A 22,980-nucleotide genomic window follows, 5' to 3' on the forward strand; every position below is an offset into this window, starting at 1 on the left:
CGCGCGAACCGAAGTGCTGGGTATCTCTTCATCCGACAGATTTAATTTGTGCAACATAAATGGAGACTCATGCGTGTCGGTCATTAAGACTCCTCCTCCAATCGACCCGATCCACATATTCCCAAAGTCATCTCGTATGATGGAGTTTATCTCATCGCAAGGAATATGGTAGGCTGATTTTCGAGATTTATAATTAATAAAATGTCCGGGTTGCTCATGTTGCATGATGCTTAATTCCGTACGGGTACCCACCCAAAGGGTATGAGTATTCAAATCCTCTGCAATATCATAAATAATATTGTCTGACAAACTGTGTTCATCCCCAATTTTATGCTGGTAACGAATGTAAGAGACCCGCTTCATATCCTTCGGATTTTGAAGCAAGAAAAGTCCACACTCCCAACTCCCTACCCAGATATTCTTCTGAGAATCCTCATAAATTGCATGAGCTGAATTACGTTCATTAATCTGAGGATAAGCAACAAACGTTTTAGTGGCGGAAGCATATCGGTAAAGTCCGTTGCACCATGTACCAATCCATATGTCTCCTGTCGTATCCTCAAATAAGGATTTAATGGCATAACTCCCCAAGATACCGCCCGTTGTTTCAATGGTGTAGGTGACAAAAGAATCTTGTTCGGGTATATAGCGACATAGGCCGGTGTCTGTACCTATCCAGACTGAACTATTTTGAGTAATCAGTAAACAAGATACCGTATTGTTGGGTATAGTAGGAGAGAGGTATTTACGTATCTCTCCTGTCTTCTTATTCAATACATTTAATCCTCCCTGTGTACCTATCCAAAGATTAGAGTCATTATCATCGGCTAAACAATACACATTATTGTTAGTCAATAAATCCGGTGAATACAGGTTTGATTTATAAAGTGTAGTCCGATAGCCATCGTATTGACAAAATCCATATCTGGTAGCAAACCACATGAAGCCATCCTTAGCTTGATAGACTTTTTGCACCTCATCGGTAGGAAGGCTATTGAAAATAGATAGCTGCTTAAATTTTAGATTCGAGATGACATCGTCGGGCGCAGTGGAGTACAAAGTAAAAGACTAATTAGTAAAAGACAGAGCCTCTGGAAATTGAAAAGGAAACTTAGTATATTTTTCATATTGTTAGATTTAATAACTAACGCAAACTTATCAATTCTGAAAATCTGTAAAGGGTGAAAAAAGTCCCATTATGGTCGAATTTAAGATCTTTCAATTCATATAAACGAAGCGTAATGTCTCATCTTAGAGAGGCGTTACGCTTCGTTTTATATGGTGGATTGGTCCCTTTTAACGCTACATCCATTACATTTGAGCATTAGCATTCGAAGGCTGTTGATAGACTCCTTTTTTGATAGCCATTCTCTTTGAACTATGCAGCCGCTCGCTCTGCTTTTTTTACTTAGGATGCATGGGCTGTATATATTCCGGAGAAAATCCAATGCATTTCTGCCTTTTTGTTTCTCTGTCTTGATTTTGGCCGGTAAGTAATGCCACTTTTGTATTCCAATGCTCCCTTTTAGCCGGATGGTTCTTTCGCAACTAAGTGCCGATGATGTGTTTTTCATAATCCCTTCTCTTTGGTGGTTCTACCTTCTGTGCAGACTGTAAAGAAGCGAACTGGTTGGCCATAAGTCGTACGTGTAAAAGAATGAGGCTATGCACAGGCTTTTCGTTAATTTGGATGCAAGCCTGTTTACTTAAACAGATAATTCCCACGGGTGTTCAAATGAATCGCCCGCTCGCTTTTAAGTAAATTGAGTACTTGATTCAAGGTACTCAAGTACTTGGTTCTTAATACTTGAGAGATAGACTATTAATGTTTCAGAACCAAGCTATTAATACTTGAGAACCTAACTGCAATAGGTTGAATACCTGAATCTGTAAAACAAAGGAGCTGATAAAAAAGAACCTGATGTTTAAAATAAACGTCTAGGTCTTTGGGTGAGGCGATCTAGATCTTTATTTTAAACGTCTAGATCTTTTTTGGAAAGGAATTTATGTAAAGTCCGGCTTCTTCGGTCGTTTAAGCCAACTTTCCACTCCCCCTACATACAAGAAAAAATATTTCATCTCTCATGCTCTCATAGTTTTCTGCATAATAATCAATTAATCAGCGTATTGCGCTATGAGAGATACTTTTGAAAAGAGGCATCTCTCATCATTTTCCCGCATTTTTACTTCTTTTTGGGTGTATCTCTCATGTATTTTGAGATATCTCTCATACTTTTTAGGCATATTTCGCCTTAAATAGGGGGTCGTTTTTCCGGAGAAACATGCAATGGCTGTTGCTCATCAGAATAAAGTGCCTAAAAAGAAGACGTAAAATGAACGACTGATATACTGAATAATACACGAGAAAACGAGGAACACAACAAGTGATGTCTCATTGTGCAAAGTGCTTTTGTCAAGTTCCCGATGATGAAATTAGGAACGCGGATCGGCTATATTACTCTGACCTATTTGCCACAACCATCTGTTGCCGATTAACTCATTTGTAGTCAATTGGCAACAGATGGTTGTGACAGATGACAGAGCATGTGACGAAAACAACTTCTGTGAGAGACAGAAAACAGAGCGAAATATTATGAATGAAGCCGCTTTCTGCTTATCGTTTCCGCAGACTTTGACAGATACTCCTTTATCATTGGACTCACTGAATACACCCTACGTGATTGAACTTTCTAAATTATTGTCGGACGAAGTCTGATTATGATACCGAATCAGTCCTTCCATTGGGCTTTGAATGATTTGGCCGATCTTCACACCGGTTTCTTCCGCTGCTTCTTGCAATACGTCTTTATAATAGTATGCTATCGAACCGATGAAGTGAGCTTGTAAATGCTTATAGTCGTACTGCTTTACATTCCGCTGGAAGAAAGCAATGAAGCTATTAAAAACTAGCGTGCGAACCACGGGTTCATGCAAGTGTTGTGCCAGAAAAGGAGATAGGGTTGCTAGAAAACGATTGGGGAATGGTTGCCGATAGACCCGATCAATAATTTCGGGTGCTGTGAGATCAAACTGCTCGAAGAAAGCGTCTTTCAATGTAGATGGGAATTGGTTCTTGAGTATATCACCTACAAGTAACTTTCCCAGAACCGCACCGCTGCCTTCATCACCGAGGATAAATCCTAGAGGCGAAATGTTGTTTACGATCTCCTTACCGTCGTAGAAGCAAGAGTTGGATCCTGTACCTAGGATACAGGCTATACCGGGTTCGTGTCCACATAAGCTACGAGCTGCCGCTACCATATCCGATTCCGTCTTTATATTTCCATTAACCGGGAGCTATCGGCAATGGCACGTCGGAGCACCGGTACTTTTTCCGGCGTGCATCCTGCGCCATAGAAATAGACGGCTTTAAGTTCTCCATCCGGAAGTTCCGGTAAAAGGTAGTGAGCTAATTCTTGTTGAATCTCTTCCTCGGACTGGAAGAAGGGATTGATTCCCTTTGTTCGCATTTGCTTAACTGGCTCGCCATTGTGGGCAATGCACCAGTCAGTTTTAGTAGAACCACTGTCTGCTATCAGTATCATAAAATTCGTTTGCTTGTATTAATATTGTTTGTTTAAAATACTTTTCGGATAATAGTGGGCTAATATATGCTCGTAGCTGTGTCCCTGTTCGCCCATAACAGCGGCTCCGATCTGACAAAGTCCGACGCCATGCCCCCAGCCGGCTCCGGTCAGAATGAATTGCGTAGGTATCTGAGTTTCTCCTACTTTATCTACAACGAAAGCTGAGCTGTAAAGATGAGATGATGATAACGTACGGCGTATTTCCAACTCTTTCCCAAGGATAAGTGTGCGCAGAGTACCTACAATTTTCAGTCGGATAATCCGACCGGAGGTTCCTCTTTCGATGGGAATTAGATCAATTATCTCTCCGAAGTCGATTCCGGAACGCTGATGAATTAGCTTGGCAAGTTCCTGTTGTGTGTAGCAAACCGTCCAACGATAAAAATCCACAGTCTCTTGATCGTAATTATTAAGTACCTGATTCAGTATCTTTTTATCTTTTGTATTGCAGAAGGCAGCGGGGCTTGTCCGTATCCATTTCTCCGCTTCCGGCTCTTGTGTTAGATCAGGTAATACGGATTCTATTTGAAAGTCTCGCTGCTTGGTGAGGTAGGGATGTTTCACATTCTCCCAACAGTTTTGGAACTCTTCGAAAGCGCCGCCACAGCATTTGGAGAAGCGGGTGTCACAAATGGTTCCTTCGTACATCAGTACTTCACCGCGAGTCGAAGAAACTGCTTCGATAGCTCGCGAAGTAGAAACCCGTGTTATTCCCTGATAACGCTGACAGTGGTCGTCGGCGCAAACATCGAAATGAAGATGCGCTTCGCGATCATACCAGCGGATGAAGGTGTCGTCTCCTTCTTCGTTAGCCGAGGGACTGTTCGCGACGCTATCAGTCGGTACAGCATTCCCTTTCTTTTCACATTGAGTGAGGGGAGAGAGAAGGTTGGCGAGCGCCCAACTTCTGGAAATAACCGCATGGGCTTTTAACAATTCCGGAGAAGCTGCCGCACTCATCTCTGATGAGATTACGCTGATCAGGTAGTCCTCGATAGAAATGACATTGATAGCAGTAAGTTGTTCCGCTTCGGTAATCAGTTTCAATTGCCCCTTGAAGCGTTGACTCTCTTTTCGTTCCCAATGAAAGTTTATACCGATGGTAACATCTCGTAATTCAAAGTAGGTATTAGTGCCCGCTAGAGGAGAAAAAGATAATTCTTCATACGCTTTTCCCTGCCAGTAGACTTTCTTTTTTTGATAAATAGCTTTTTGCACACCTGTCGTCTCTATTCCGTCCGATGAAATGAACGTTTCGGGGAAAAAGAATACTACCTCTCTGCCCGAAACGACTCCGACAGTTATTTGTGGTTCTCTCATAATACTTCTACGATGCGGTTTATTAGTTCCTCTAATTGTTCTTTAGGCATGGATACTTCTCGGCAGATTTCATGCGTCTTTTCGGGAGTTAGCTTCAGAAGATCTTCTTCACGAACCACCGGAAATACCCCGCTCATCTCGGCAACCGCCGGACTGATCAGTATTTGTTCGTCACCCTGAGTATAATAACATGCCGGGCGGTGTTTGCTCCGTAAGAAGATGACACAATTATAATGAAGAGGCACCTCATCTAGCACTTCCTGATAATCATAGTACGATGTCGAAAGCTTTTCCAATCCGTACCAAGCAAGCAGATTTATCATGGGCTCTTTATCCTGAGAATCGGCTGCCAGCTCATCGTAGATCTGTTTGAAAGTATGCACCATGCTCTTTCGGGTCTTGGCCTGAATGTAAATAGCGCTGACCGGCTCGTTCGCATAACTGATTTTTCGCGTCCCACTGCTATATATATCGCTTTCTTGCCAATCAAGCCAGATTGAAGCAGCGAAACGTTCTTCTTTGCCGGCTGCCTGAAAATGGGCATGGTCGGGTGCAGAAGCTCCACATTCCGGTCCGTTATACATGAGGTAATAGTCTTTTAGCGCATCAGTTAACTCGATCATATCTTCAAAACGACCGGCAATTGATTGCGGAGTGTGTTTCTGCTCAGCAATTGTCAAGTGGCGTTGAAATATAGGATAAGGGTTGACCAGTATCTGATAATGCTTGTAATTTATAAACGCTTGCTCTTGTGGGCGATTTCCTGCACAGAGGAAGCATGGACGCGCATTAACTGCTGAAGCATCAGTTTGTGCTGTAGCAGAAAGAATCCGTTTGGGATTAGGAAACGCCCGCACAAGCATATAAAACCCTTCGCCATGCAGTTCAATCTCTTTCATTTGCTTCCGGTATTGAGCCAATGCTTTGTAGCTTTCTTGAACTAATTGCCAGGATTGCATCTGTTCGTCAAGCATCTTTTCTATAGACTTCTGCGGTTTTAGCAGGGCGTTCTGTTCTTGAATTCGCTGCTGTAATTCCCAAGTGCGAAGCCGATCTTTGTATAAGTTATTTTGATTTATCTTTTCAATAGGCAGTGCTGCATCCGAGTTTCCCTCCCATCGGCGGCAGAGATAGACAACATCATATACCCGTCCGATTTGGTAGTCGTGCGAAATCCGAAGTCCGAGTGCATAATCTTCTCCGTAGCTTGTATTTGGAACATTGATCTCGCGTAGTACAGGCGTATAGAATGCCCGGGGAGCTCCAAGCCCGTTTATGCGTAACGCGTTATTTCGTCCGTCATCAGGAGTCCATTCCTTGTGGTCGATAATGCCGGGTGCGATTTCGTTCATCTGAAAATCGGTCATTCGGTAAGTGCCAATGACCATTGCGCAATTCTGTTCATAGAATGCATTGACCATGATTTGTAAACTATGCTCATCTTTGTACACATCATCGCTGTCAAGCTGAATGGCGAATTTGCCACAAGCCTCATGGTGGATGCCTAAATTCCAGCAACCACCTATACCCAAGTCTTCTCTTTCCGGCATTAGGTGGATGAGTCGGCTATCGCTACTGAGTTCCCGCAATGCTTCGGATGTTCCGTCTGTCGAATGGTTATCAATGACAATCACATTAAAAGGAAAATCGGTTTGTTGGCTGAGTGCTGAGTGCACAGCGTCTTTAATTGTATGGATGCGGTTGCGCACCGGAATGATGACCGAAGCTTCGGTTGCAAAGGATGTATCCGAGAAGTTAACCGGACGAAAAACCGGATTCAGATAACCGTTTATCGCTTTGAGATGATTGATGCAGGCTTGCTCCATCTCTATTTGTACCTGACGGTTCCGAGGATTTACATAGTCAAACTGTTTTTCACCGCTTTTCCGCAGGTCACTCTCTACTTCCGTATATAAGAACTCATTGATATGTATCAACTTGTCCTTTTGAGAAAGTTTGAGTCTTAGGTCATATAGTCCCGCATATTGATATTTTTCTTTGAAGGACTTGACTACTTTCTTGAAAGCATTACTCCTGAACAATAGTAACGAACCGAAATCAAAATCATCACGCAAGCTACCGGCTTGATAATCGATAGTCGGAGCTGCTTGTCGTACTCCATCAATCACCTTGTAGTGATCGGCATATACCATGCTGCGTGCGTCATATCCATAACCTGTATCATCCGCTCGAGGGCAAATAACCCTAGCTTTAAGTTTGTATATTTCGTGCAAAGCAGTGTGTGCGTGCCATCAGACTGCGCGGCAATCACCTCCATGGTATGGCTGGAACAAATGTTGCTTGCGGGAAGCCATTCACACCCTGGCAAGCATGCATCGATAGTTTCTGATACTAATAAATAGATTTTGTCTACTAGTTCCGATGAACGTAACCCCCTAATCGTTTGTGTCGTTTCTTCTATTCCGTTGAATGGAATGAAACAGGTGATTTTTGTTTTCATTGTTCGCTTATTTTGTTAGGTTCGGATACCCCTACCTTCTTCTCCTTTCGAATGAGTACACAAAGCCCTGCGAAAGTAAAAGAAGCGTTGAGTATTAATAATTCGTAACTAATTTGATAACCGGCAAACCACGCCTCCGAATTTCTTTGCAAGACATAGCAAAGCAAAGGAGAAAGGATGGCTACCACTGGAATATATTTGTCGTAAACCTGCTTTTTCGTGAAAATGCCAAAGGCAAATAAACCGAGAATTGGGCCGTATGTGTAACTGGCGAGTGTATATATGGCGTCAATCACACTTGTGCTGTTCACTAAGTTAAAGACAAAAATGACAAGACCCATTACGATCGCCATACCGATATGTACCCGTTTGCGTATCTTACTCAGGATCGCTTCTTCTTTTTTGTGCGCTTTCAGAATATCCACGGTGAAGGAGGTCGTCAAGGCGGTAAGTGCCGAGCCGGCGGCAGAATATGCCGAAGATATTAAACCGATGATAAACAGAATACCTACAATCGCCGGGAAGTAGCCTCCAGTAGCAATCATCGGAAATAGTTCATCACTCTTGTCGGGATTGATAATGCCTTGCTGTGCTGTAAACGTATAGAGTAGAACACCCAGCATTAGAAATAGCAAAATCACAAAGAACTGTAGAATTCCACTTGTAATCATATTCTTTTGCGAATCCCGGAAGTTCTTGCAGCTTAGATTTCGCTGCATCATATCTTGGTCGAGTCCGTTCATGGCTATGACTGTAAAGACTCCAGCTAAGAAATATTTGAAGAAATAACGCTTGTCATTGATGTCGTCGAAGAAGAATAACTTTGAAAACTTACTTTCGGAAACGGTTGTTATCAGCCTTTAAAGTCCAGTTGCAGGTTGGACGCTATGTAGTAAATACAGAGTATGACAGACACGACCAGGCAGAATGTTTTTAAGCTATCTGTCCATATCAGTGATTTAACTCCCCCCGAAAGGTATAAAGCCAAACAATAAATACGGTAAGCGCTACATTCAGTAGGAAAGGAAGTTGAAATGGTTCGAATATAAGAAGTTGCAGTGTTAAGCATACTAGGAAAAGGCGCACCGCTGCTCCCAACATCTTCGAGACGAAGAAGAACCAGGCACCGGTTATATAAGACATTGCACCGAAACGATTTTCCAGATACTCATAGATAGAGACTAATTTCATTCGGTAGAAGAGGGGGACGAGTAGAAAAGCAATGATAAACTGACCGACTATAAATCCCAATACCATTTGTAGATAAGAAAAACCACTCGCCTGAACCATGCCCGGAACGGAAACGAAAGTAACACCGGAAATGGAAGAACCAATCATGGCAAAAGCAACAATATACCATGTTGATTTGCGGTTGCGACAAAGAAGCCCTCGTTATCTGCTTTCCGTCCTGCTATATACGAAACGGTAAACAAGATTACAAAGTAAGCTATGATCGTGATTGATAAGATTACTGGGCTCATATCTGCATTTTCAATAGGGTTTACGACTCAATACCAATCCATACGCATAGGTCATGCAAATGTAGGAAATTTATCATATAAAATCACTTGATCCCTGAATTTATTATTCCCGGAGTCCCGCCTGTGGGGTTTTGAGACGAATGCCAGTTGGCTATCACCGATGTTTTTTCGGGTGACTTTTTCTCAAGTGAAATTCCTATAGTTTCAGACTGGCTATGCATCTCGTCTCTAAAACAACAGGTGTCGAATGTATGTCCTTTCCCCGGCTCTTGGCTACTCGACAGGGCTAAATACCCTCCGCTGTTGTTGAGAGACGGGAACTTGGCTATCTCTATCAGATTCTTTTCAGCGACTTTATGCTTCTTACTAATCAAAGCTACCGATTTTGTAAAGCAGAGATAACCTTTGGACGGAATACTCAGGAGACGTGCCGTGTCTTCCGGTTGTAAGACCGTTGTATTATAGACCTCCCCATTTTCATACATCTTATAAAGATAGATGGCTGGTAAGATGATGTCTTTCTCGGTTGGGTTGAATATCTCTACATATTCGGCACCGGACGATTCGGGGTAATACATCACCTCGTTGAACAGCAATAAACCTCGGACATCGTCAGGGAGTTCGCTAATATTCGGATCAGTCGGTGGCTCAGGGTTTTCTCCCGGGTCGGTGACAGTCTCCACGTTGTGCCTTGTGTAATATGGTGGAATGTGAAACCGTTGCTGCGGCTTTGGGTATACACACAAAACAGGCCGCAACAAATAGAACTGTCTATTTTACAGTCTTTCACTTGTCCCTCTTTGACATAGCCCGCTTCCGATTCTAACCGGCTCCATAATGTCCAATAACCGTTGCAGTCACATTCAACTTTTGCGTAAAACTTCGGTGAATTGTTCTTTTTCATCAGCTCTCTTCCGCTGAGTAGGAGTGTAGCACGATCTCCCTGCTGCCGATAAAGAGCAAGATTGTCTTTGGTTCCTCCTATTTGGACATAATACCCATCGAGGTCACCCGAAAGTGTTGTTGAAGAAGAGGCGAGGTAAAACCGGGCGTGATTGTTAGCTGAAGGGTTGAAGCTTAACTGTACGCCGAACTCCCAGGATGTGTCTAGTAGGGCCGTGGAGGGAAAAGTGAGATACGCAGTTCCTCCACTTGCTTGCGGGTCATCCAAGTGGACGCCCTTTTTAGGGTTGATTACGAATTTATCCGTCTCTCCGGACCAGGCTAATTGGCTAGTGAGGTCAGTTTCCTCAGAACTATCCTCTTCATCTATTGGTAGCGAACAATCGCAGAAAATGAATAAGGACGCAATTAGAAAAAAAGATACTTCACTTCTTTTCATACGGTTTGTGTGTTTGCTATCTGGCTACCGTATTTGTATGTGTATGACGCAGGGGCAATTGCGGCACAGATAAGTTTGTCTGTGCAAATGTATAATAAAAAAGTCCGGAATCGATAAAGAAACCGGACTTATTTTTATTTTTACGAATATTTCACCTATGCATTTTTTACCTTGATAAGGTATTCGGCTATTTGAACAGCATTCAAGCTGCACCCTTTTTGATCTGATCGCTTACAATCCAGAAAGTCAAGCCGTTCTCGTTAGACAAGTCTTTGCGGATACGTCCAACGTAAACCGGATCTTTACCGGCGATGAACAATGGCATCGGATAGTCTTTCTCAGCAGGGTTGTCTTGGAGAATCAAACCATCACCGTTTGCAAAAGCTTCGCGAGCCTCTTCTACCGAAATAGGGCGCTCTGTTTCTACCCAGATACTTTCAGAGTGAGCACGTAATGCGGGAACGCGTACGCAAGTTGCGCTTACCTTAACGTCAGAGTGCATAATTTTGCGTGTTTCGTTGTACATCTTCATCTCCTCTTTGGTATATCCATTTTCAGTAAATACATCCACTTGAGGGATTAGGTTGAATGCCAGCTGATAAGCAAACTTTTCGATCGTTACGGGTTCGTTAGCCAATATCTGACGGTATTGTTCGTACAATTCGTCCATAGCTGCAGCACCGGCTCCGCTAGCTGCTTGGTAAGTAGATACGTGTACCTTTTTGATATGAGACAGCTTTTCGATGGCTTCCAATGCAACAACCATCTGAATTGTTGTACAGTTGGGATTAGCAATGATGCCGTGTGGGCGTTCCAATGCATCGGCTGCATTTACTTCAGGAACTACCAATGGCACGTCGTTATCCATACGGAAAGCACTTGAGTTGTCAATCATCACCGCACCGAATTTAGTGATGGTGTCGGCAAACTCTTTGGAGGTGCCTGCGCCGGCAGAAGTGAAAGCAATGTCTATCCCTTTAAAGTCATCGTTGTGTTGTAAGAGTTTGACCTCGATCTGTTTACCACGGAATGTATACATTGTTCCGGCGCTACGTTTAGAACCGAACAATACTAACTCATCCATCGGGAAATTTCTCTCATCAAGCACGCGCAAGAACTCTTGTCCTACGGCTCCGCTTACGCCAACAATAGCTACTTTCATCTTTTCTTTTGTTATAATGTGAATACTTAAATTCTTTGATTCTTCTTGCTAATCAAAGGAATCGGCTGCAAAATTAGAACAATTTGGCGTATAATCCGCATCTTTTGCTAGAAGATTTATAGCTTAATTCTCTTTCTCTTCGTATTGGAGGTCTGCTAACTTTTTTGTTTCTTTGCAAAGGAAAACCTAAAAATACAGTTTATGAACCTGTTTGACTTTTCTTGGACGCTTCCGGTTACGGATCCTACATGGGTCTTTTTCCTGGTGCTCATCATCATACTCTTTGCTCCAATGATACTGGGACGCTTGCGCATCCCTCATATTATCGGAATGATTTTGGCAGGAGTCATGATTGGAGAATATGGCTTTCATATTCTGGATCGGGACAGTAGCTTTGAATTATTTGGAAAGGTGGGGCTTTACTATATCATGTTCCTTGCGGGCCTTGAAATGGATATGGAAGACTTTCGAAAGAATCGAACCAAAGGAATAGTTTTCGGATGTTTCACTTTCCTCATACCCATGCTGCTCGGTATCTGGAGTGGTATGAGTATACTCGGTTACGGCTTGACTACTTCTGTGCTGCTAGCAAGTATGTATGCTTCTCATACGCTGATTTCTTATCCTATTATAAGCCGCTACGGGCTATCGAGACTTCGCAGTGTCAATATAACGATTGGGGGAACAGTCATTGCGGTAACCTTGGCATTGATGATTCTGGCTTTTATCGGCGGCATGTACAAGGGCACGGTTGATGGGCTATTCTGGCTGTTCTTATTGCTCAAGCTTGCTTTCCTCTGCTTCCTGATAATCTTCTTCTTCCCTCGTATCGGACGTTGGTTCTTCCGCAAATACGAGGATAGCGTGATGCAGTTCGTGTTTGTACTGGCGATGGTTTTCCTTGGTGGAGGCTTGATGGAGTTTGTCGGGATGGAAGGGATTTTGGGAGCTTTCCTTGCCGGACTGGTACTCAATAGGCTTATACCGCACGTTTCGCCCTTGATGAATCGGTTGGAGTTTGTGGGAAATGCCTTATTCATCCTTATTTCCTGATTGGGGTGGGAATGCTTATCGATGTCAGAGCCTTATTTGCTGGTGGCGAAGCCTAAAGGTAGCTATCGTGATGACTGTTGTGGCAGTTGTCAGTAAATGGTTGGCGGCTTGGCTTACGCAGAAAACCTACCGGATGCAGCCCAATGAACGCAGCATGATGTTCGGATTGAGCAGTGCGCAGGCAGCGGCTACTTTGGCTGCTGTATTGATTGGGCACAATATCATAATGGAAAACGGTGAGCGGTTGCTGAATGATGATGTGCTGAATGGTACGATCGTGATGATTCTCTTTACTTGTATCATCAGCTCGTTCGCTACCGAACGTTCGGCCCGACGTTTTGCGCTGAACGAAATAGCGGCTCCTGTTGAAAAAGATGCTACGGAAATGCCGGAACGCATTTTAATCCCATTGGCTAACCCGGAGACTATTGAGCATTTGATAAGCTTATCGTTATTGATTAAGGATACGAAGAATAAAAACGCCTTGATTGCACTGAACGTCATAAACGATAGCAATAGTTCGGAACAGAAAGAACAACAGGGTAAGCGAAATCTAGAAAAAGCAGCAATGATTGCTGCTGCGGTCGATGTTCCGGTAACCACCGTGAGTCGATACGATTTGAACATAGCTTCCGGTATAATTCATACCGTTAAGGAATACGAAGCAACTGATGTTGTGATCGGCTTGCATCGTAAAGCCAATCTGGTTGACTCCTTTTTCGGTAGCCTGGCCGAAAACCTGTTGAAAGGAACACATCGGGAAGTGATGATTGCCAAGTTCTTGATGCCAGTCAATACACTTCGGCGCATCAATATAGCTGTGCCTCCAAAGGCGGAGTATGAAACAGGCTTTCCAAAGTGGGTACAACACTTTTGCCGAATGGGAGGTGTCTTGGGATGTCGGGTGCACTTCTTTGCTACCAGACGTACGCTGGAACATTTGCAACAGCTGATCAGCAAGAAGCATAGTGCAACGTTGACTGAATTTAGCGTACTCGAGGAATGGAATGATTTACTAATGCTCACCGGTCAGGTTAATTACGATCATTTGCTGGTGGTAGTTAGTGCACGTCGCGGTTCCATCTCTTATGATACTTCTTTTGAACGCTTGCCGAATCAACTCAGTCGGTATTTTAGTAACAACAGTCTGTTGGTTCTGTATCCTGATCAGTTTGGAGATCCGCAGGAGATCGTCTCCTTTTCCGATCCTCGTGGCTATAACGAATCGCAGCATTACGATAAAGTAGGTAAATGGTTTAATAAATGGCTAAAGAAAAGCTAATGAAAGAAAATTGGCAAGAACGCACCCAACTGTTGCTGGGTGAAGAAAATATAAAACATATCGGACAGTCGCATGTATTAGTGGTCGGCTTAGGTGGAGTGGGAGCGTATGCCGCTGAAATGCTTTGCCGTGCCGGAGTAGGAAAGATGACTCTAATAGATGCCGATACGGTGCAGCTGACCAATCTTAACAGGCAGTTGCCCGCTTTGCATTCTACGATGGAAAGGCCGAAAGCAGAGGTGTTGGCCGAACGATATAAAGATATTAATCCCGACCTGGAGCTCAAGGTGCTTCCGCTTTACCTGAAGGATGAAAATATCCCGCAATTGCTGGATTCCGATCACTATGACTTCATCGTCGATGCGATTGACACAGTCAGTCCCAAGTGCTATTTGATCTATGAGGCCATGAAGCGGCGGATAAAGATTGTGTCGAGTATGGGAGCCGGTGCTAAAAGTGACATCACGCAGGTTCGTTTTGCCGATTTATGGGATACTTATCATTGCGGTTTGAGCAAAGCGGTACGGAAGCGCTTGCAAAAGATGGGGATGAAACGTAAGCATCCGGTTGTGTTTAGCACTGAACAAGCTGACTCGAGTGCGGTGTTGCTGATCGACAATGAGCGTAATAAGAAATCGACGTGCGGAACAGTTAGTTATATGCCGGCCGTGTTTGGATGTTATCTGGCAGCCCATGTGATTAAGAATTTGACATCGAAGACTCCGAAGAAGAAGACGGAGCGAAAAGGACTAAATTCGGAACAAGAATAATTCTATAATATAAATGTATCCTTATCTCCTCTCTAGCAAAGAGGGCTAGGAAGAGGCTATTATGATAAAACTGGAAGGAATCACCAAGAGCTTCGGCTCTTTGCAAGTATTGAAGGGCATTGACCTGGAAATTAATAAAGGCGAAATAGTGAGCATTGTAGGTCCTAGTGGTGCAGGTAAGACAACCCTGCTCCAGATTATGGGTACGCTGGACGAACCGGATGCGGGTAGAGTCGAGATAGACGGTACTGTGGTTAGCCGAATGAAAGAAAAAGAACTTTCAGCTTTTCGGAATCATCGTATTGGCTTTGTTTTTCAGTTTCATCAGCTTTTGCCAGAGTTCACCGCTTTGGAGAATGTGATGATTCCCGCTTTTATAGCCCGAGTTCCTTCCAAAGAAGCTCGCATGCATGCTATGGAGGTACTGGACTTTATGGGAATGACCGACCGGGCTTCGCACAAACCCAACGAACTCTCAGGTGGAGAGAAGCAGCGGGTGGCAGTAGCACGTGCGTTGATAAACAATCCGGCTGTGATTCTAGCGGATGAACCATCGGGTAGCTTAGATACGCATAATAAAGAAGAACTGCATCAGTTGTTCTTCGAACTTCGCGAAAGGTTGGGGCAGACGTTTGTCATTGTAACGCATGACGAAGCACTTTCTAAAATAACCGACCGGACGATCCATATTGTGGATGGAGTGATAAAAGTCTAGGCGCCTATTAGACTCGGGAAAGCCTTAGTAGTAGAGCTGAACCCGAAAGTCAGAAACTGATGTAATGACTCAACTTATCAAAATCGGCTGGGCTAAATTCATCGTATAAACTGAGTTGGGTGAAACTCTTGAGCTTACCTTTCTTCTTTCGGTATTCCACAATGGCTTTTGCTTGTGCAAAGTTGATGTAGGGGTGTCGCATAAGTTGCTCTATGCCGGCTGTATTGATATTGATACGTTTCGTAGAGTTGCTTTCAACACTTAGCCAGGGGCGTAGCATATCCACTTTCAAGTGAATCTCCTGTAGCTGCTCAATGCAATAGAATGCTCCCAGTTTTCTTCTGTAATTTACTATCATACGGGCAATCGAACTACCTATGCCGGGAATCTTTTTCAGTTCGGTGGTATCCGCCTCATTTAGATTGACTAATGTGCCTGCCGGATATTTGTAGATACTATCGTACTTTTCTTTGACCTCCATGCGAAGGTTTATCGTATCTTTTCGACTGAATGATTCCGCAATTCGAATATACGGATGCAACTCTTGGAATTGCTTCTCTGTGAGTCCATATATTTTCCCGAAATCTGCTGCCTGACGAAACTTACCGGATTTACTTCGGTAGCGGAGTATGTTTCGGATCATCCACGGTGGAAGTCCCAAGTTGCTAAAAGTGGTGGAATCTGCTGTGTTGGGGTCGAAGCTGGTTAGCCGAATCTCTTTGGGGGAATAAGCCTTTGAGTACCAGTTCTTCGTATATCTGTTCTTTGCCTCTGTCTTGCGCACAGAAGTGAGGAAGCGGTTATACGTTAGTTCCCTCTGTGTCCGAACTTGCTCATCGATCGGCTCGACAGTTGGAGGGAATAGCAACAAGGGTATCATATTCACGCCTATAATCAGCAGGATCAGTATGAGGATACCTCTTCGCTGAGTCTTAGTAAAGTAAAAAAAGTCTTTCCACATTATAAATAAGGTCTATCGACATGCAAAATTAAAAAATGATACATATATTTGCCCTATAATTAAACAAAAAAAGAAGATGTTGTACTATATAAAGAGATATCCCATCTCCTTACTGATTATCTTGGCTGTCATTTACTTGTCTTTTTTCAAACCGCCCCAAACAGAATTAGACCATATACCTGGCTTGGATAAGCTGGTACATTTTTGTATGTATTTTGGGGTGTCTGGTATGTTATGGTTAGAGTTTATTCGGGCTCACCGGAAAGAACATGCTCCGATGTGGCACGCGTGGATTGGTGCTTGTCTATGCCCGATACTTTTTAGCGGATGTGTAGAATTGTTGCAGGAATACTGTACTACTTATCGGGGTGGGGATTGGATGGATTTTGTAGCCAATACCACCGGAGTAGTATTGGCTAGCCTGATTGCTTATTTCGGGTTAATACCTTTTATCAAGCGGAAAGATTCCAGAGGCAAAGCTTTATAGATAGTCAACGATCGAGCTTAACTTTATTCCGTTCGATCCTTTGATTAGAATCATCTTTCCTTCCGGTTTACCAGCAGACTGTAACTCGTGGATGAGCTCCTGTGCGTTCTTGAAAAGTCTGTACTTATGCCCTATGGCAGCGAACTGATCGCCTACTAACCAGACTTGTTCAAAACCTCCTTCATTGATATATTCTATAATTTTCCGGTGCTCTGTCAAACTGTCTTCCCCGAGCTCCCTCATATCTCCCAATATCAACATTTTGTGCGGGGTATCCATGTTCCGGAAGTTTATTAAGGCTGCCATCATGCTGGTTGGGTTGGCGTTGTAGGCATCGATAATCAAGGTGTTGCTCTCTGTCTTTTTCAATTGAGAACGGTTATTTTGTGGGGTATAGTCCGTTAGCGCTTTGGTTATTTCCGATGCTTCCACTTTGAAGAAACTTCCGATGGCTATAGCGGCCAATGCATTCGGGAAGTTATATTCACCAATCAGCTGAGTTTGCACTTGGTGGTATACTCCTTCTTCTCCTATTTTCCATTCGAAAGTGAGATAAGGGGAATTGCCGGTAATCCGTCCATTGACATAGAGGTTGTCTTCGCTGCCATAGTAAACCAAATTTAGGTCATGCGCCATTTTCATCAGGTAAGGGTTGTCGTGATGAATAAAGACGGTAGAACTTTCTTTCGCACGGAGGAAATCGTATAGTTCTCCTTTGGCTTTAATTACTCCTTCGAATGAACCGAATCCCTCCAGATGTGCTTTCCCAACATTGGTAATAATTCCGTAGTCTGGCTCGGCTATGTCAGCAAGTATTTTAATCTCTCCGACATGATTGGCACCCATTTCGATAACGGCAAGATTATGTTCCGGCTTTAGTTGGAGTAAGGTGGTTGGTACACCGATGTGGTTGTTCAGGTTGCCTTGCGTACAAAGTACTCGGTACGACCGAGACAGCACGGCGAATATCAACTCTTTGGTCGTTGTTTTGCCATTGGTTCCGGTAATTCCGATAATTGGTGTTCCCAGCTGACGACGGTGGTAGTTGCCCAGCAATTGCAGGGTTTGAAGGCAATCGTCTACGAGGATATATCGTTGATCTCCTTCCGCTACGTAGGATGCTTCGTCAACGACTGCATAACTGCATCCGTCTTTCAAAGCCTGTGCGGCAAACCTGTTTCCATTGAATGATTCGCCTTTCAGGGCGATGAACAGTGAACCTGTAGGACAATGCCGACTGTCGGTAGTCACTGTTTGGCAATCCAGAAATATCTGGTAAAGAGCAGCAATTTCCATGTTTCTTATGCTTTTAAAAAGACGAAGCAAAGATAAGGCATTCTCTTCAATTTGACTCAGTAAGTGGCGGTTTTTATCCGGGCTATATTATCTTGGCTGAAATAGGTGATTTTCAACCTAAGATTAATGTCGTTATTCGGACCTCGTTCGTGCTATTATCCCTCCTAAAGATAATTGTCTTGCATTGATACTTACCGTGGCGAAAACGGATATGTAGCTTTATTTCAGAGTAGAAGCACGGGTGTTAATATTCATTATGGCAGTTGTTTCAGTAAAATCACTCGGTTCTAGGGTTGATAGGAAGTCTTGTAGGCAATAGAATAGTGATTTGATGAATAATTATTGAAAAGCAGATTATTAATTTATCTTTTAGAGTGTGCTTGCTTGCTTTTTTTCTATACATTTGCATCAACCTAATTGAAGTATGTGTAAAAATGAATCCAACAGGTTCTGAATATATAAATGTAAAGGGGCGTTTGCTTGATCTCTCCACGCCGCAAGTGATGGGTATCTTGAACGTTACTCCCGATTCTTTTTATGCCGGCTGTCGAATGCAAACCGAGGTGGATATTGCTGCAAGAGCACAACAGATATTAGATGAGGGGGCCAGCATCATTGATATAGGTGCTTATTCGTCGCGTCCGAATGCCGAACACATCTCGGCGGAAGAGGAAATGAACCGCTTGCGAATGGGACTTGAAATTATCAACCGAAACCATCCGGATGCGATTGTTTCTGTGGATACATTTCGGGCTGATGTAGCCAAACAATGTGTAAAGGAGTACGGAGTAGCTATGGTGAACGATATTGCCGCTGGTGAAATGGATGAACGAATGTTTCAAACGATTGCCGAGTTAGGGGTACCTTATATCATCATGCACATGCAGGGGACTCCCCAAAATATGCAGCAAGAGCCGCACTACGATAATATACTCAAAGAGGTTTTCATGTATTTTGCCAAGAAAGTGCAACAGCTATGTGATCTGGGTGCTAAGGACATAATTTTGGATCCGGGCTTCGGGTTTGGCAAAACATTGGAGCACAATTATGAACTGATGGATCAGTTGGAAGAATTCAGTATCTTTGAACTCCCTCTGCTGGTAGGCGTTTCGCGTAAATCGATGATATATAAACTACTTGGTGGCACTCCGAAGGATGCTTTGAATGGGACAACGGTGCTCAATACGGTAGCTTTAATGAAAGGAGCCCATATACTTCGTGTGCATGATGTGCGTGAGGCCGTGGAAGCGGTTCGCATCGTTGAGAAGATGAAACGTAATTAATAATTTAAACCGATAGTTGAACTGTGTTTTTTGAGTTTGGAATAAAAGACTTTATAGATATACTGCTGGTCGCTTTGCTGCTGTACTACACTTACAAGCTGATGAAAGCCTCCGGATCGATCAAAGTATTTACCGGTATTCTGGTTTTTATCTTGATTTGGCTGGTCGTGATCCATGTGTTGGAGATGCGGCTGTTAGGCTCTATTTTCAACACCTTGATGAGTGTAGGAGTTATTGCGTTGATCGTATTGTTTCAGGATGAGATACGCCGATCTCTGTTGACACTCGGTTCTCATCGGCATGTCAATGCTTTGTTGCGCTTCTTCACCGGTGCGAAGAGGGAGCTGTTGCAACAAGATGATATTATGCCTGTGGTAATGGCCTGCCTGAATATGAGTAAGCAGAAAGTGGGTGCGCTGATTGTGATCGAGCATAGCATCCCTTTAGACGAGGTCGTGCGTACGGGAGAAGTCATTGATTCGCTTGTCAATCAACGCTTGATTGAGAATATCTTCTTTAAAAACAGCCCTCTGCACGATGGTGCAATGATTATCAGCAAGAAACGTATCAAGGCAGCCGGATGTATTCTCCCTGTCTCTCATAATCTGGATATACCCAAAGAATTAGGATTACGTCATCGGGCAGCCATGGGAATTTCCCAGGAATCAGATGCGCATGCCATTATTGTATCCGAAGAAACCGGAGCTATTTCGGTGGCCTATCGCGGGCAGTTTCATTTGCGCCTGAATGCAGAAGAACTGGAAAGCTTACTGACGAAAGTGATTTAATTATATAGTTTCAACAGGAAAAGAATATTTAGAATAATACAAGTATGGACAGACGGAAATTTTTAAAAGCAGGAGGAATGGCTTTGTTCGGCTCATTAGCTACAGAGCAAGCATTAGCTTTTGTTGCTCCCGGAGCATTGGGAGGAAAAGAAGCAGACCGGAAAACTGCCGTGAGTTTAGCTATGAACCATTTCGGCGTGAGTGAAGCGACTTGCGTAAGGTGCTGACTGCCGCATTGGAAAAGGGAGGAGACTATGCCGATCTATTCTTTGAGCATACCCTGAACAATAGCATTAGCTTGATGGATGGTGCAGTAAACAGCACACGTTCCAATATCGATTTCGGAGTGGGCGTACGCGTATTGGCAGGTGACCAGAGTGGCTATGCTTATGTGGAAAATGTCACGTTGGATGAAATGCTCAAAGCGGCTCGTACAGCTGCCCGTATTGCTTCTTCCAATCGGGGAAATAAGCCGGTTAACTTGTCGGAAAAAGAACTGAAAAAGAATTATTACTCCATCGCTTCCTCTTGGGAAGATACGGGGTTGAAAGATAAAATGCCTTATCTGCAAAAACTGAATGACCGTATCTTTGCTTTGGATAAGCGGGTTAGCAAAGTGCAAGCCTTCCAAAGCGATGCGACTTCGCATATCTTCTTCTGTAACTCGGAAGGAGTGATGTACTACGATTATCGCCCGATGGTTACTTTGGGAGCCGTTTGTATTATGGAAGAGGACGGTAAAACCGAAAATAGCTATGCAGCACGTGCTTATCGGAAAGGATTTGAATTCTTGACCGATGATATAGTAGATGTATTGGCTAATGAGGCGGTAGAGAAGACTGCTCTACTATTCAAGGCAATCAAACCGAAAGGTGGTGAGATGCCGGTAGTGATGGGTGCCGGTGGTTCGGGTATCCTTTTACACGAAGCAATCGGACACGCTTTTGAAGCTGACTTCAATCGCAAGAATGTGTCTATCTTTTCTGATCAATTGAATAAAAAGGTTTGTAATGAGCATATTACGGTGATTGACGATGGTACTATTCCGTTCAATCGTGGATCGATTAATATGGACGATGAGGGAGCTGATGGACAGAAAACGTACCTGGTTAAGAATGGTGTACTCACAAGTTATATGCACGACCGAATCAGTGCGAAGCATTATAAAGTGGCTCCTACCGGTAACGGACGCAGGGAGTCTTTCCGCAATTCACCCCTTCCGCGTATGCGCGCTACGTATATGGAGCCGGGTAATATGAAGGAAGCTGATATTATCGCTACGGTAAAACAGGGTATTTATGTAGATAACTTCACGAACGGACAGGTACAGATCGGTGCCGGTGACTTTACATTCTTCGTAAAATCGGGCTACCTGATTGAAGACGGTAAGCTGACACAGCCGGTTAAAGATATCAATATCATCGGAAACGGTCCGAAAGCATTGGCGGATATCACCATGGTGGCCGATAATGATAAGATTGACAATGGTACTTGGACTTGTGGTAAGGACGGTCAATCTTGCCCGGTGACGTGTGGTATGCCTTCAGCGTTGGTTAGTAAACTGACTGTCGGCGGTAATTCTTAATTCTTCCATCTTTTAATCTACAGTATGTTATGATAACAGAAAGTAATAAAAAACTGGCACAGGGAGCGATGGATTATGCGCTGAAGAATGGTTGCCAGGCTGCAAAAGTAGTTGTGTATGCCAATTCGAATACTTCGTTTGAGTTGCGCGATGCCAAAATTGATAAACTCCAACAAGCCTCAGAGGGTGGAATGAGCATCTCTCTCTATGTAGACGGTCGTTTCGGAAGTCTCTCTACCAATCGGTTGGATCGAAAAGAGTTGGAGACTTTTATTCGTAACGGTATTGAGTCGACACGCTATTTGGCTAAAGACGAAGCACGCGGGTTGCCGGATGCTTCCCGCTATTATAAGGGAGGACAGCCTGATTTGCAACTGTTCGACGCTAAACTGACTTCTATCAGTCCCGATGATAAAATGGCATTGGCCAAATCTGTAGCCGAAGAAGTACTGGGTAAAGATGAACGCATCATCTCGGTTTCTACGTCTTATAGCGATGGAGAAAACTTCTCGTATAGCATAACCAGTAATGGGTTTGAAGGAGAAAGTAAAAGCACTCAATTCTCTCTTGTGGCAGATGTTGCGATTAAAGGAGAAGGAGAAGCACGCCCGTCTGCATATTGGTATGACTCTGCTCTTTTCTACGATGACTTGATCAAGAAAGGTATCGGACAAACTGCCTTGGAACGTGTTCTACGCAAGTTGGGGCAAAAGAAGGTACAGTCGGGCAAATATACAATGGTTGTGGATCCGATGAACTCCAGTCAATTATTAAGCCCGTTGATCAGTGCTTTATATGGTTCGGCTTTGCAACAAAAGAATTCTTTCCTTTTGAATAAGCTAAATGAGAAGATCGTATCGGAGCAACTGACATTGGTTGATGAACCTCATCTGCTTAAATCATCGGGATCCCGTTATTTCGATAACGAAGGAGTTGCGACTAAACGTCGTTCGATTCTTGAAAACGGCGTACTGGAAACGTACTTTATTGATACCTACAATGCTAAGAAGATGGGCGTGGAGCCAACTATCAGCTCGCCTTCGTTAATGGTTATGCAAACGGGTGATAAAGATCTGAACGGATTAGTGGCTGGTGTTGACAAAGGTATTTTAGTGACAGGCTTTAATGGAGGTAATTGCAACAGTTCGACCGGTGACTTCTCTTATGGGATTGAAGGATTCCTGATTGAGAACGGTAAGCTGGTACAGGCTGTGACCGAAATGAATGTGACCGGTAATATGTTGTCTTTATGGGCCTCATTAATCGGTAAGGGAAATGACCCGCGCCTGAACTCTTCATGGCGCATTCCTTCACTGGTTTTTGAAGGAGTCGACTTTAGCGGCTTATAATCGATTATATATAATAAGTTGGGGGAATGGAGTTAAATTTACACTCTATTCCCCTTTT

10 protein-coding genes and 7 pseudogenes are annotated in these 22,980 nt (G+C 43.6%); 8 read left to right on the forward strand and 9 right to left on the reverse strand.

Translation table 11 applies throughout. The features are described from left to right. The 7 genes and pseudogenes from JCM10512_RS03810 to JCM10512_RS03840 form a co-directional block, all read right to left on the reverse strand. A partial coding sequence (locus JCM10512_RS03810; RefSeq protein ID WP_369346457.1) for a ligand-binding sensor domain-containing protein occupies positions 1 to 1,059 on the reverse strand: 1,059 nt, incomplete at its 3' end. Positions 1,060 to 2,673: 1,614 nt separating this feature from the next. Beyond that, positions 2,674 to 3,545 (reverse strand): annotated as a pseudogene (locus tag JCM10512_RS03815) (ATPase). Positions 3,546 to 3,563: 18 nt separating this feature from the next. Then, positions 3,564 to 4,907, reverse strand: coding sequence for a SpoIID/LytB domain-containing protein (locus JCM10512_RS03820; RefSeq protein ID WP_044160599.1), 1,344 nt, complete (start codon positions 4,905 to 4,907; stop codon positions 3,564 to 3,566). Beyond that, a pseudogene (locus tag JCM10512_RS03825) lies at positions 4,904 to 7,368 on the reverse strand (DUF4922 domain-containing protein). Before JCM10512_RS03825 ends, JCM10512_RS03820 begins: the two are co-directional and overlap by 4 nt. Then, a pseudogene (locus JCM10512_RS03830) lies at positions 7,365 to 8,849 on the reverse strand (sodium:solute symporter). The pseudogenes JCM10512_RS03825 and JCM10512_RS03830 overlap by 4 nt, the downstream one beginning before the upstream one ends. 83 nt (positions 8,850 to 8,932) lie before the next feature. Beyond that, positions 8,933 to 10,191 (reverse strand): annotated as a pseudogene (locus tag JCM10512_RS03835) (lamin tail domain-containing protein). 155 nt (positions 10,192 to 10,346) lie between these two features. Next, a pseudogene (locus JCM10512_RS03840) lies at positions 10,347 to 11,353 on the reverse strand (aspartate-semialdehyde dehydrogenase). Positions 11,354 to 11,554: 201 nt separating this feature from the next. Between JCM10512_RS03840 and JCM10512_RS03845 the strand changes: the two are divergent. The 3 genes and pseudogenes from JCM10512_RS03845 to JCM10512_RS03855 all read left to right on the forward strand — a co-directional run bounded on the left by JCM10512_RS03845 (position 11,555) and on the right by JCM10512_RS03855 (position 15,173). Next, positions 11,555 to 13,688: pseudogene (locus JCM10512_RS03845) on the forward strand (cation:proton antiporter domain-containing protein). Then, a complete protein-coding gene (locus JCM10512_RS03850; RefSeq protein WP_044160602.1) occupies positions 13,670 to 14,458 on the forward strand; it encodes a tRNA threonylcarbamoyladenosine dehydratase in 789 nt (262 codons plus the stop codon). Before JCM10512_RS03845 ends, JCM10512_RS03850 begins: the two are co-directional and overlap by 19 nt. A 61-nt stretch (positions 14,459 to 14,519) precedes the next feature. Further along, positions 14,520 to 15,173, forward strand: a complete 654-nt coding sequence (locus JCM10512_RS03855; RefSeq protein WP_044160605.1) for an ABC transporter ATP-binding protein — start codon at positions 14,520 to 14,522, stop codon at positions 15,171 to 15,173. Between the two features lie 49 nt (positions 15,174 to 15,222). Here the strand turns inward: JCM10512_RS03855 and JCM10512_RS03860 are convergent, their stop codons facing one another. Beyond that, on the reverse strand, positions 15,223 to 16,134 hold the full coding sequence (locus JCM10512_RS03860) for a ComEA family DNA-binding protein (RefSeq protein WP_044160607.1): 912 nt from the start codon (positions 16,132 to 16,134) through the stop codon (positions 15,223 to 15,225). 76 nt (positions 16,135 to 16,210) lie between these two features. On the opposite strand from JCM10512_RS03860, the gene JCM10512_RS03865 reads away from it, so the two are divergent. After that, the gene (locus JCM10512_RS03865) at positions 16,211 to 16,621 is read left to right on the forward strand and encodes a VanZ family protein (protein ID WP_044160609.1); all 411 of its coding nucleotides are present in this window, start codon (positions 16,211 to 16,213) and stop codon (positions 16,619 to 16,621) included. Here the strand turns inward: JCM10512_RS03865 and JCM10512_RS03870 are convergent. Further along, positions 16,616 to 17,917 carry a UDP-N-acetylmuramoyl-tripeptide--D-alanyl-D-alanine ligase gene (locus JCM10512_RS03870; protein WP_044160611.1) on the reverse strand — a complete coding sequence of 434 codons (1,302 nt, stop codon included), beginning with the start codon at positions 17,915 to 17,917 and terminating at the stop codon, positions 16,616 to 16,618. The two genes, JCM10512_RS03865 and JCM10512_RS03870, sit on opposite strands and share 6 nt — an antisense overlap. Before the next feature lie 434 nt (positions 17,918 to 18,351). Here JCM10512_RS03870 and folP point away from each other — a divergent pair, with 434 nt between their 5' ends. From folP to JCM10512_RS03890, 4 genes and pseudogenes are all read left to right on the forward strand, one after another. Continuing rightward, positions 18,352 to 19,200 (forward strand): dihydropteroate synthase, encoded by an 849-nt coding sequence (gene folP / locus JCM10512_RS03875; RefSeq protein ID WP_044160871.1) that lies wholly within the window; start codon positions 18,352 to 18,354, stop codon positions 19,198 to 19,200. 23 nt (positions 19,201 to 19,223) lie between these two features. After that, complete coding sequence (cdaA, locus tag JCM10512_RS03880) at positions 19,224 to 19,988, forward strand: diadenylate cyclase CdaA (RefSeq protein ID WP_044160613.1); 765 nt, start codon at positions 19,224 to 19,226, stop codon at positions 19,986 to 19,988. Positions 19,989 to 20,032: 44 nt separating this feature from the next. Then, positions 20,033 to 21,573 (forward strand): annotated as a pseudogene (locus tag JCM10512_RS03885) (TldD/PmbA family protein). Positions 21,574 to 21,602: 29 nt separating this feature from the next. Further along, complete coding sequence (locus JCM10512_RS03890) at positions 21,603 to 22,922, forward strand: TldD/PmbA family protein (protein WP_044160616.1); 1,320 nt, start codon at positions 21,603 to 21,605, stop codon at positions 22,920 to 22,922. The last annotated feature ends 58 nt before the right edge of the window (positions 22,923 to 22,980 follow it).

The sequence above is a fragment of the Bacteroides reticulotermitis JCM 10512 genome (genome assembly GCF_000517545.1).
GTDB lineage: Bacteria > Bacteroidota > Bacteroidia > Bacteroidales > Bacteroidaceae > Bacteroides > Bacteroides reticulotermitis.